We start from the raw sequence: 9,113 nt of genomic DNA, 5'->3' as shown, positions 1-9,113 counted from the left end.
TCAGCGGCCGTCGCGCACATGCTCCGGGGGACGCGCTCCTTTGTAGCCGCACCTCGCAGGGTCGTATCACAACCTTTCCAGTCGCACCGTTCGCCGCGAGCGATCCGATCGAAAGCGGCCGCAACAATTCAGCCTCTGGCTTCGTAAGGTTCATCCAGGCGGAACCGATTCTCAGGCAAAAGGACTTCGACTTGGCGATGGTCGAAAGGCTGCGACGTCCAGTCCAGGGTCAGTCGTCAACATGGTGCAGGTGAGTGGTAGTTATCGGCCCGCGATAGCCGCGGACGTCAGAGTAAACCGATGTTTTGCCTCGGATACTTCGTTCCATTAAATTCGAAGAACGCTGAAGCCGGGAAGGTCGAGCTTGCTTCCTTCTGGCATGGCGGTGTTGGTGGGCTCGATCACAGCAACTGCGTGATGCCTGTAACGATCGCACTGGGCGTCGCCCGGGTGCGCTTTGTCGTTCGGATAGCCGCCTTCGTGCGCGAACATCTTGGCACGCGATTCCTTTTCATGGGAAACAGCATGACAGTTCCTTTGTATGTCGGATTTGGCTAGAGATCGGCGCGGGGAGATCGGGGCCGATGGCAAGTTTCAAAGTTGAGGCGATGAATGGCACGAAAGTGATCAGCTCCACTTCAGTCGAAGCCCACAGCCACGTTCATGCTGTAGTGAAGGCGATTCAGCGACCATTGAAGCCCGGGCGAACATCCGGAAAACCGTGGGTGCGCGTCACCGATCTTGGCACGCGTAGAGTCAGCGAGTTCGAATTCGCAAGTTACCGGAACCTCAAGTCGCCCGAATAATTTTCCGGTTCTAGGGGCCGAGTATGGATCCAGCAACCACGGGTTACGGCTGACGCACTGGGGGCTTTCAGGAGGCATCGATGGCCGAATTTGTCGTGGAGGAGTTGAACGGCAACGCAGTATTCAGGCGCAACAAGATTGAGGCGCCAAGCGCCATTCAGGCGGCATCCTCATCAACGGGGCGCCCTGTGACAATCGGACGCGAGCCCGGAATGATGTGGATACGCGTCACAGACGAACAAGGCCACGTCAGCGAGTTTCACTGATGACCGAATACGATAAACATCACAGCAACCGGGGCGGCCAATGGCTGTTCTGGATTGTCTTTGTGTTGCTAGTGATCGCTGGCGCGATCTGGTGGTTGAGGTAGCCGGTAGAATCGACTCTCGTCAGCTACGGTGCTTTGATGCCAACGGGCTCAACGGGGGAAGAAATGAAATCTGAGGAAGAGCTTGCCGAAGCCGATAACAGCCGATACCCGCTCGCAAAGGAGTTATCGGCCAAAGACATCGCTCTCATGAGCGATGACTAGCACGATGGAGACTCGACTGGAAATCTGGAGCAGTCGACTCCTGAAGATATGGCAGGAATGGGCACCATCTATGGGTGTTGTCGTCGCAATCTTGGTCTGTTTGGTCTGGACGGTTTACCTGCCGATAGTAGGCTTGCGCCACCTTATGGGGTATTGATGCGCGGGAGGCAGCCAAACTAGATCCGCCTCTGGTAATCGCCGAGCGCCGGTCTCGTACATTTAGCTAGGTGGCGGCCGGCCACAACCGACCGAGCCTCACGTTCGATCGGTCCTTCTGAATGGGATGATCGGGGTACGACGATAGCCAAGTTACCGGTTCTGCACACGATACGGATATCGTGCATTGCATTGAGCTTTCTTCAGGACCGACAATGAATGGGCGATAGCAATTCCATCGCGATCACGACAGACAACTCCGTGGCTCTTCCGACCCTCGTGAATCGACCGACGCAGACGGCAACCGATACGCAAGGCTGTCTCGTACAGCCGCCGCGATGATGTCCTCGCACATGGGTGTGTTTCTGTTCTGCACGTTGGCAATTCGTCGCCGACGCCCAGCCCGCTACTTCTCAATAGTCTGCTACGCGTCAGCCGCTTCGCCCATCCGCTCCAGATGCTCCAGGGAGATCTGTTCTGCGCACTTTTGAAGCATCGCAGTCTGCTCTCCCAACCAGACCAGGGCCTCCTTGGTTATCTTGTAGTGCTTGGAATAGCGGGCCTTCACATAGGCTTCGTTCAGAGCGTTGAACCATGCGCGCTGACGTTGGTGCTCGCGCGGCCAAGCCTCTGACAATCGCCGATCCTGATCCTCAGCAAGGGCGCGCAGAAACGTAAGCTTATGGGAGGGTGGGCTGTAGTTGGTGAGCACCAGAAGCAGCGTTGAATAGGTATGCTCGATAGCTTGGTGAAGTTGAAACGCCGCTTCCTTATGTCGATCCCGCTCTAGGACATACCAAAAAGTGTCAAGGAAGCCCTTAGCGCCTGGCAAGCGATCGTCGAAATGTTCCTTGGCTGTCTCATACATCGCTTGCGGTGTAAGCGGCTTGGGGTCTGCCAGCGGCTCGTCATCGAGTTCGTAGAGCACAATGCCCTCGCGACGGATGTCGGTGAAAAAGTACTGCCCCTGCCGCAAGGCCGTGTTCACGAAACGACGGCTATGCACGATGAAGCTGGTCGGCGTCTTAATTGCACGATCGCGCTCAAGCCGATCCTTAGCCTTGTACCAGTAGGCAAAGTCGGAGAGCTTGTTGTTGTTGAGGACCACCAGCAGATCGAAGTCGCTGCGATAGCCCTTCATCGTGTGTGGTTCGTCGACCCAGTCGCCGCGGGCATAGGAGCCGAACAGGATGATTTTCAGGATGCGGCCGCTCTTCTTCCAATCGGCGCTGCTCTCTGCCAGCGCGTCTTCGAATTCAGCATGCAGGATCTCAACCACACGGGTGAGTTCCTCCTGCTTGTGCTCCGGCAAATGATCGATGCTGGTCTTCATTCTGGTCGGTTCAAGGTTGATGAACGCAGGCGCGCGTCGATGTGCTCGTTATAGCAGGCTCGGACACATGCGAAAGGCTGCCGGCGATCGGGCGCGAGCAATCGATGCTGATGTGGAATGGTCAACAGAATGGAATCATCTGGCGGTGCCGAGACAGGCCACCAGGGCGGTCGGCACGATCACTACAGCAGCAGCATGCCCATGGTCGACGCTGCTTGGCTGGGGGTAGTATTTTTCGGCAAGTTCCGGGAAAAGATGTGGCTTGTAGAGAGAAATGAACTATTTGTCTCGTTGGCGGTATGGGAGATCAAAGCTCGATCAATTCGCCCGACCCATTAAGAGGAAAACTATATGACCACACGCGAACAAGACGGCCAACTGGATACTGTGTCGATAGCGGCTGACATCGTCGCCGCGTATGTCTCGAACAATCCGCTGCCGGTCGGCGAGTTGCCGAAGCTGATTGGCGATATCCACGCCGCTCTGAAAGGCATCGGCACGCCGGTGTTGGAACCTGTGGTCAAGCAGGAACCGGCAATATCGATCAGGAAGTCGGTGACGCCAGATTTTATTGTCTGCCTGGAGGACGGGAAGAAGTTCAAATCGCTGAAGCGCCACATCGGAGTTCACTACAATCTGAGCCCTAATGAGTATCGCCAGAAATGGAACCTTCCGGCCGACTATCCGATGGTCGCGCCGAACTATACGGCCACTCGCTCGGCATTGGCGAAATCAGCAGGCCTTGGACGAAAGGCGGTGCCCACGCCTGCCGCGAAACCAACAAAACAGACCCGCGCAGCAGCCGCACGAGCACCTGCGGCGTCAATCAAGTCACCGCTGAAGAAGACGCGTAAGGCACCTGCTAAAACCTGACGGCCGTCCTGACAAACGTGCCAGGCTGTGCGGCATAGGCTTGGGGAGCCCGCCGCTTGGCGGGGCTCCGTTGTATGTCGGTTCACTCTGCGGCGCAGCGGAACCGGATGAGAGAAGAAACGCCCGATCAAGAAGGTGAAGAAGAGAACGCAGATCCTGGCCCTGGACCACCGAGGCCAATGGTTAGAGGACCGGGATGTTCGTGGGGAGGCGCAGTGATGTTTCGGATTGTCGCCGCATTGACGATCGTCGGCATTTTCATGCCGGTGGATCCTGCGTCGGTCGTCCGGCGTCCAGAGATGCCGGTGCCCTGGTCGACGGTTCCTGTCGAAGGATGTTGCAAGACTTGTTCGGCCGGTCAGGCATGTGGCGATAGCTGCATCTCGCGCGAGAAGCGATGCCACAAAGCGCCCGGCTGCGCGTGTGATGGCTGACATGTCGCGATTTCTCGCCCTTGGCATCTGCCGCTTGTCGGTTGCCTTGATCTGCCTCACCCTGCCTGCCATAGCCGACCCGCTGGTGGGCATTCCGTCAGTCGTGGACGGCGACACGATCGAAATCCATGGGCAGCGGATTCGCTTCAATGGCATGGACGCGCCGGAGAGTGCTCAGGTTTGCGCCAGCGCCTCTGGCAAGAAGTATCGTTGCGGGCAGCAGGCAGCTCTTGTGTTGGCGGATTTCCTCGAGGTGCATCGCCCAACGTCGTGCATTGGAGTCGACCGCGATCGATACAGGCGTATGGTCGCTGTCTGCACCGCCGCAGGCGTCGATATCGGTGAATGGATGGTCAGGCAGGGCTATGCGCTTGATCGGCCGAAATATAGTGCCGGCTTCTACGTTGGAGCCGAGCAGGAAGCCAGGACCGCAAAGCGCGGCCTGTGGGCCGGCTCATTCGACAAGCCGTGGAATTGGCGCAGGCAACATTAGCACCTTCGCCGTTTCTTCTCGGATACCGTCAGGAGCCCGTCAATTCCTCGGCAGTCGGTGAATCTCCAATCTCACCGGACCGCCTCGATCGCAGCTCGTGCAGACAAGCGCCCTCTCAACAGAGCTGAACAGCGCATCCTTACCGTATCGCCGGATAAGCGCGGCTGGCTTCACCTCGCCATAGTGCGAGCAGCGTTTGCACCAAGCTCGCAACGTGTGCCATTCGCGCAGATCTCCAAGTGAAACGTCCAGCCCCGCATGAATGCTGCCGTTGATGACAGTCTGCGGGGGGATCTTCACCTCGCCCGGAGTGATGATCTTCTCCATGACATGGCGGCTGTTATAGTGGATCAGCAGCATTCCGGGCCGACGCCGAATGGCCGCCTGCCAAGCGGCCTGGCTGACCACCGCGTCCGGAGATCGGCATATGGTTTCGAGATGGGTTTTCTCCTCTCGATCCCAGACTTCGATCCGGAAATTGTCTTCCGCCGTCTCGGTCATTGAACGCGCGCCTTGTGCCAGCCGCGAGAATAGCCGTTCGAGACTGCGGCCCGCGACAAGGCCAGTTCCCGTTCAAGGTCGTTGTTCCTGGCAAGGACATTCAGCAACGCGACCAAGACATCGCCGCCGGCTGCGGTAATTGCCTGCTCAGCCAGCTTTTCCAGTCCGGACATAGCTTCGCTGGCCGGCGCGTTCTGGCGCTTTCCCATCGCTCTTTCCTGCTCAGATGCCATTCAGGAATAAGGAACATATTCCTTCCTCGTCAAGAGCAGTCTTGACGAGATGTTCTTATTTTGTTCCTTGTCGGCAAATTGGAAACATGAACCATGAAATCGACCACCGCGACCGAGCCGAGAAGCCTTCACCGCGAACGGGCAGCTATTCGCTGGGCCGGTCCTTCCGATGTCGGAGAGCCGCTATGCTTACGGTCGTCGGGCTCTCCCGCTGCCCTTCCTGGCCATCGGCATGATTGGCGATCCGGCGCGTAAAAAGCACACGTCTACACCTGCAAGATCCCAGCCAGAAAGCCGATGTGCGCTACCCACGCCAGGTCATGTGGATGAACAGCCGGACCACAAGCCCCTTGAGATCGGCTGGAACTCGCCCGCACAGATGTTCTTTTATCGCGGAATATCGAACCACAAGGTTTTCCGCTAGTATATCTCCTGGCGGACCCCAATCCGCCTGGCCGGCGTCCTACCAAGTCGGGTTTACCCCACCCGCCCCCAAAAAAAGGACGCCGGCCGCTCCAAGGAACTGCCGCTCAAATGATGCATTGAATCCAGAGCGGCCGATTCCGATGGATGTAGCCGCTCATTAGGGCCCGTCGCCAGCGCTCCCAATAGGCGGCGGGCTTTTCGTTGCTTATTTAGGCGCTAGTTTGGGCGACCCTACGCTTCAGATCGAGGCCATTGAGGAGGGCCACCACATCGTCGGCATACTCGTCGTCGAGGCCAACAGCCGGGACCCCTCACGCGTCAGCCGGCAGCCGGTAAACAGGGTCGAGGTTTTGTCCCAATCCATCTTGAGATCGTATCTTTGCGGTGCCACGCGAAAGGTCCCATAGTTGGCTTGGACGAAATTGCCGAACTTCGGGACGCTTATATGGGTTCCTTTACTCGTGGAGGTCGAAGAGGACGACCTTTCCACTCGCTGAGGCCAACTTGACCACCTTTTCACACAGTTCGTTGTCCGTCCCTAACTCGTCTAGCTCTTCCTTAAGGTCAGGACGCTTTGCTCGGATCAGTGCGACGGTCTTTTTTAGGGAGACAATGTTGTCCTGAATGGCTTTGTCAATGGCTGTCTGAATGATCGTGTCGGTGGATTTCAACAGGTGATCCACTGGATACCTCCCAAGCTCCCTCTCTCGGGCAACATGGGTAAGCTCTTAAAAAAGGCAACAAGATTGGAGGGCTCCTACTTGCTTATAATCCAATCCAACAAGCCAACTTCGATCTGCTCGCACCCGGCGTATCCGAGCGCCAGGCTCTTAGCCAGATCGCGCCATTGACACTCGGGCAAGTTCATTTCCAAGGCCAAATCTCGAAATGCAGAGCGGAGAAGGTCGGCATCGAATGCCGACACGGCAAAGGCAGTCTGATCTGCATCTTCCCAAGGTCGGGCGGTGTTTTCGCTCTGCCGCTGGCGAAGGCGCTTCAGCAGCTCGCGCGATGCTTCGATCGCCTTTCGGGTATGGTCCATATTGCGGCGGAAGGCGGCGGTTCCAGCAATAGAACGGTGCCGCAACAGGAAGCTAGCTTCGATGGCCGCGCGCGTGATGTCTGGATGTGTGGCAAGCATCGCTGCCTCCCCTAGATAGAATTTTATCTAGTCCCTTTCGAACGCAGCTCCTAGTAAAATCAAACGCACAAAGCAAAGGCTGCTGGGCTCGCCCATGCCCCGCGGTATCCAGAGCGGCGGGCCTCGCCCCAAGCAAGTTTATGCGCGTGATTGGCCGAAATTTAGCGCCGGCTTCTACGTGTCAGGCTCGATGCCATGTTACGCGCTTTCCGGGCGCACCGTCTCCACCGCGAGCGATCCCGCCGGAAGTGGCCGCAAAAGCTCAGCCTCGGGCTTCGTCAGGTTGATCCAGGCGGCCCAGTTCTTCGGCGGAAGAACAACAACCTGGCGATTGTGATACGGCGCGACATCGGGCCCGGGATCAGTCGTCAGCATGGTGAAGGTAGGCGGCTTGTTGCCGGCGGCCTCGCGCCAAAGCCCTGCAATGGCCATGAACGGAGAGCCATTGAGCGTGAAGCGATGTTTGGCCTTTGGATATTTCGTCCCAGTGAACTCGAAGAACGCGGAGGCCGGAACGAGGCAGCGATTGCTGTTTGCGAATTGCCTCCCTTCGGAGCGGAAGTTGAACACCGGTCCGCCCTTGGGTCCCGCCGGCGGAAATCCGAACGTCATGGATGCCAATTCGATCGCATCACCGGCGGCGCGCATTATTGGCGCCGGGTCATTGATGCGGACGTCATCCGCCTGCGGCAAATCGAGTTCGGTTTGGTGCGCCGGGATTTTAAGCGCCAGCAACGCCATCATCCGGCAATATTCAGCCCACAGGACATGCTGTTCATAATCGTTGCACATGGAAGGCTCCGGACCTACGCGACCTTCTAGACTAAGCCTATCTGGCGCATGATGAAAAGGCGGCCGCCGCTCAACTCAGCGGGTCCCGCCCGATAAGAACATCCGCCTCAATGAAGGCCTTGCGGGTGTGATGGGTCTTTTTCAGCCTTCGAGAAGGCAGGCTTTCCGGGCGGCGACATGTTTTTCTTGCCGGTCATCGCCGGCCGCCGACTTAAGCCGGATATCGGCTGTCTGTTCGACACGATCAACGGTGTGGACGGTGTTCCTCGATCTGCCGAGCTCCACGCAAACTTTTGATCCTGCATGCATGCCTTCCCGATCGAACGGCAGTCGATTTGCGATCAGGCGATAGGTTCCGGTTCGTCGGCGAGATCCGTTGCGACGGGATGCCGATGACAGAATACCAAGGCTCACCTCGACCATCATACAATGTGCGGACCGCCTTGGCGGGGACAGTCAGTCCCGCGCCCCGGCTTTCAGCCGTCGCTATGCTGGCGCTCCGCCAAACTCGTTTTTGCGATTTGTTGTTTTGGGTGATTTGTTCTGGCATGCTGGCCTTTGGGAATGCGGGATTCGAATAGAGCCAATCCGTCTTGATGGCAGCCGAAAGATCCTAACGCTGCGCATATGAAGCCATTGATCGTGATCTGCTCGCAGGACGCGGAATTTTATCTGCTCCTCAGCCACATTCTCGAGGTCGACGGCTTCGTCAGCTCGTTGGCCGGTTCGGTCGATGAAGTGCTGGCGCTTGCAGCGGCAAAGCTGGTTCAGGCCGTTGTGCTGGATTGTCGACCGGGCAATCAGCTGGCGGCCAAAAGTGGCAGGCTCAAGCAGGATGCCCGCACAAGCGCCCTCCCCTGTGTCGCTCTGGTGTCGCCCGGCGCGGAAGCTCAGCACATTCAGCTGCTGAGCTCAGGCATTGACGAATGCTTTGTCCGGCCATTTGCCCCGGCCAAGCTGCTCGAATACCTGCGGGCCAGGCTGGCGGTGGGCCAAACATCGGGACAGGAATCCCGGCGCGGCAAATCGCTGGCATACAGCGATGTCGAAATGCAGCTCGATACGCATCGCGTGCGCTGCGCCGGCAAGGAGATTTCGCTCGGACCAATTGAATTCAAGTTGCTGCGCCACATGCTGGAGAATCCGGAAAAGGTGCTCAGCCGTGATGAGCTGATCGCAGTAGCCTGGCCAAACAGCGCCAGTGTAAGCGCGCGCGTGGTGGATGTTCATATAAGCCAGTTGCGAAAGTTACTCAGGCGGTCATCACGAGGTGTTGCCATTCGCACTGTAAGGCTCGCCGGATATGCGCTCGAAGACAAGTCGGCCTGATCATTCCCGCAGCACACATCAAACAATGCCAGCCCCCAGGCCTGCCGGCCGCTTGATCGGATTG

The 9,113-nt window shown here is 57.8% G+C and carries 13 protein-coding genes; 5 read left to right on the top strand and 8 right to left on the bottom strand.

Annotation, left to right across the window (positions count from 1 at the left end):
* Window positions 1-327: 327 nt before the first annotated feature.
* The gene (locus tag FJ426_RS31385; protein WP_181176959.1) at window positions 328-492 is read right to left on the bottom strand and encodes a hypothetical protein; all 165 of its coding nucleotides are present in this window, start codon (window positions 490-492) and stop codon (window positions 328-330) included.
* Between the two features lie 92 nt (window positions 493-584).
* Here FJ426_RS31385 and FJ426_RS17070 point away from each other — a divergent pair, with 92 nt between their 5' ends.
* Window positions 585-806, top strand: coding sequence for a hypothetical protein (locus FJ426_RS17070; RefSeq protein ID WP_140825427.1), 222 nt, complete (start codon window positions 585-587; stop codon window positions 804-806).
* Between the two features lie 80 nt (window positions 807-886).
* Complete coding sequence (locus tag FJ426_RS17065; protein ID WP_140825426.1) at window positions 887-1,072, top strand: hypothetical protein; 186 nt, start codon at window positions 887-889, stop codon at window positions 1,070-1,072.
* Between the two features lie 846 nt (window positions 1,073-1,918).
* Here the strand turns inward: FJ426_RS17065 and FJ426_RS17060 are convergent.
* Window positions 1,919-2,827, bottom strand: a complete 909-nt coding sequence (locus FJ426_RS17060; RefSeq protein ID WP_140825425.1) for a nucleotidyltransferase and HEPN domain-containing protein — start codon at window positions 2,825-2,827, stop codon at window positions 1,919-1,921.
* 351 nt (window positions 2,828-3,178) lie between these two features.
* On the opposite strand from FJ426_RS17060, the gene FJ426_RS17055 reads away from it, so the two are divergent.
* Both FJ426_RS17055 and FJ426_RS17050 read left to right on the top strand, forming a co-directional pair.
* On the top strand, window positions 3,179-3,700 hold the full coding sequence (locus FJ426_RS17055) for a MucR family transcriptional regulator (protein WP_140825424.1): 522 nt from the start codon (window positions 3,179-3,181) through the stop codon (window positions 3,698-3,700).
* Between the two features lie 435 nt (window positions 3,701-4,135).
* Window positions 4,136-4,627: a thermonuclease family protein gene (locus FJ426_RS17050; RefSeq protein ID WP_140825423.1), complete on the top strand. Its 492-nt coding sequence runs from the start codon at window positions 4,136-4,138 to the stop codon at window positions 4,625-4,627.
* Window positions 4,628-4,666: 39 nt separating this feature from the next.
* Here the strand turns inward: FJ426_RS17050 and FJ426_RS17045 are convergent, their stop codons facing one another.
* The 6 genes from FJ426_RS17045 to FJ426_RS31380 form a co-directional block, all read right to left on the bottom strand.
* The gene (locus FJ426_RS17045) at window positions 4,667-5,128 is read right to left on the bottom strand and encodes a hypothetical protein (RefSeq protein WP_140825422.1); all 462 of its coding nucleotides are present in this window, start codon (window positions 5,126-5,128) and stop codon (window positions 4,667-4,669) included.
* Window positions 5,125-5,337, bottom strand: coding sequence for a hypothetical protein (locus FJ426_RS17040; protein WP_140825421.1), 213 nt, complete (start codon window positions 5,335-5,337; stop codon window positions 5,125-5,127). Before FJ426_RS17040 ends, FJ426_RS17045 begins: the two co-directional genes overlap by 4 nt.
* Before the next feature lie 905 nt (window positions 5,338-6,242).
* Window positions 6,243-6,470, bottom strand: coding sequence for a hypothetical protein (locus FJ426_RS17035; protein ID WP_140825420.1), 228 nt, complete (start codon window positions 6,468-6,470; stop codon window positions 6,243-6,245).
* Between the two features lie 74 nt (window positions 6,471-6,544).
* Window positions 6,545-6,928: a hypothetical protein gene (locus FJ426_RS17030; protein WP_140825419.1), complete on the bottom strand. Its 384-nt coding sequence runs from the start codon at window positions 6,926-6,928 to the stop codon at window positions 6,545-6,547.
* Window positions 6,929-7,126: 198 nt separating this feature from the next.
* On the bottom strand, window positions 7,127-7,720 hold the full coding sequence (locus FJ426_RS17025) for an SOS response-associated peptidase (RefSeq protein WP_140825418.1): 594 nt from the start codon (window positions 7,718-7,720) through the stop codon (window positions 7,127-7,129).
* A gap of 141 nt (window positions 7,721-7,861) precedes the next feature.
* Window positions 7,862-8,146 carry a hypothetical protein gene (locus FJ426_RS31380; protein WP_181176958.1) on the bottom strand — a complete coding sequence of 95 codons (285 nt, stop codon included), beginning with the start codon at window positions 8,144-8,146 and terminating at the stop codon, window positions 7,862-7,864.
* A gap of 201 nt (window positions 8,147-8,347) precedes the next feature.
* Between FJ426_RS31380 and FJ426_RS17015 the strand changes: the two genes are divergently transcribed.
* Window positions 8,348-9,049, top strand: a complete 702-nt coding sequence (locus FJ426_RS17015) for a response regulator transcription factor (protein WP_140825417.1) — start codon at window positions 8,348-8,350, stop codon at window positions 9,047-9,049.
* Window positions 9,050-9,113 lie beyond the last annotated feature (64 nt).

The sequence above is a fragment of the Mesorhizobium sp. B2-6-4 genome (assembly GCF_006441495.1).
Taxonomy (GTDB): domain Bacteria; phylum Pseudomonadota; class Alphaproteobacteria; order Rhizobiales; family Rhizobiaceae; genus Mesorhizobium.
Note: the sequence above shows the minus strand (reverse complement) of the source record. Positions and strands in the feature narration are given on the sequence as shown.

What these genes read in the sequence shown, in the direction of transcription:
- FJ426_RS31385 (WP_181176959.1), bottom strand. Translation starts at nt 492, where the DNA reads ATGTTCGCGCACGAAGGCGGCTATCCGAACGACAAAGCGCACCCGGGC.
- FJ426_RS17070 (WP_140825427.1), top strand. Translation starts at nt 585, where the DNA reads ATGGCAAGTTTCAAAGTTGAGGCGATGAATGGCACGAAAGTGATCAGC.
- FJ426_RS17065 (WP_140825426.1), top strand. Translation starts at nt 887, where the DNA reads ATGGCCGAATTTGTCGTGGAGGAGTTGAACGGCAACGCAGTATTCAGG.
- FJ426_RS17060 (WP_140825425.1), bottom strand. Translation starts at nt 2,827, where the DNA reads ATGAAGACCAGCATCGATCATTTGCCGGAGCACAAGCAGGAGGAACTC.
- FJ426_RS17055 (WP_140825424.1), top strand. Translation starts at nt 3,179, where the DNA reads ATGACCACACGCGAACAAGACGGCCAACTGGATACTGTGTCGATAGCG.
- FJ426_RS17050 (WP_140825423.1), top strand. Translation starts at nt 4,136, where the DNA reads ATGTCGCGATTTCTCGCCCTTGGCATCTGCCGCTTGTCGGTTGCCTTG.
- FJ426_RS17045 (WP_140825422.1), bottom strand. Translation starts at nt 5,128, where the DNA reads ATGACCGAGACGGCGGAAGACAATTTCCGGATCGAAGTCTGGGATCGA.
- FJ426_RS17040 (WP_140825421.1), bottom strand. Translation starts at nt 5,337, where the DNA reads ATGGGAAAGCGCCAGAACGCGCCGGCCAGCGAAGCTATGTCCGGACTG.
- FJ426_RS17030 (WP_140825419.1), bottom strand. Translation starts at nt 6,928, where the DNA reads ATGCTTGCCACACATCCAGACATCACGCGCGCGGCCATCGAAGCTAGC.
- FJ426_RS17025 (WP_140825418.1), bottom strand. Translation starts at nt 7,720, where the DNA reads ATGTGCAACGATTATGAACAGCATGTCCTGTGGGCTGAATATTGCCGG.
- FJ426_RS31380 (WP_181176958.1), bottom strand. Translation starts at nt 8,146, where the DNA reads ATGATGGTCGAGGTGAGCCTTGGTATTCTGTCATCGGCATCCCGTCGC.
- FJ426_RS17015 (WP_140825417.1), top strand. Translation starts at nt 8,348, where the DNA reads ATGAAGCCATTGATCGTGATCTGCTCGCAGGACGCGGAATTTTATCTG.